The organism is Microbispora hainanensis (assembly GCF_006874475.1).
GTDB lineage: Bacteria > Actinomycetota > Actinomycetes > Streptosporangiales > Streptosporangiaceae > Microbispora > Microbispora hainanensis.
This window is the reverse complement of record NZ_VIRM01000200.1, coordinates 1-486: the sequence shown is the minus strand read 5'-3', so window position 1 is coordinate 486 and position 486 is coordinate 1. Positions and strand designations below refer to the sequence as shown.

General features: G+C 64.4%; 1 protein-coding gene. It reads right to left on the bottom strand.

Translation table 11 applies throughout. The features are described 5' to 3' along the window. Window positions 1–486 (bottom strand): AAA family ATPase (locus FLX08_RS40150; RefSeq protein WP_142625458.1); only part of this gene is annotated, 486 nt, incomplete at both ends.

Sequence of the window (486 nt, the reverse complement as noted above, 5' to 3'; positions counted from 1 at the left end):
GCCTTCATCCGGTCGTAGTTCGACTCGGTGTCGTTGGAGCGGGCGAACCCGACCCCGATGCCCTTGGAGATGTCCCTGGTGCCGAGGTTGGTGGTCATGATGATGACGGTGTTCTTGAAGTCGACCACCCGGCCCTGGGCGTCGGTCAGGCGACCGTCCTCCAGGATCTGCAACAGCGAGTTGAAGATGTCGGGGTGGGCCTTCTCGATCTCGTCGAACAGGACCACGGAGAACGGCTTGCGCCGCACCTTCTCGGTCAGCTGACCGCCCTCTTCGTACCCGACATAACCGGGCGGGGAGCCGAACAGCCGCGAGACGGTGTGCTTCTCCATGAACTCCGACATGTCGAGCATGATCAGCGCGTCTTCGTCGCCGAACAGGAACTCCGCCAGCGCCTTGGACAGCTCGGTCTTACCGACACCCGACGGGCCGGCGAAGATGAACGACCCACCCGGACGCCGCGGGTCCTTCAGACCGGCGCGGGTG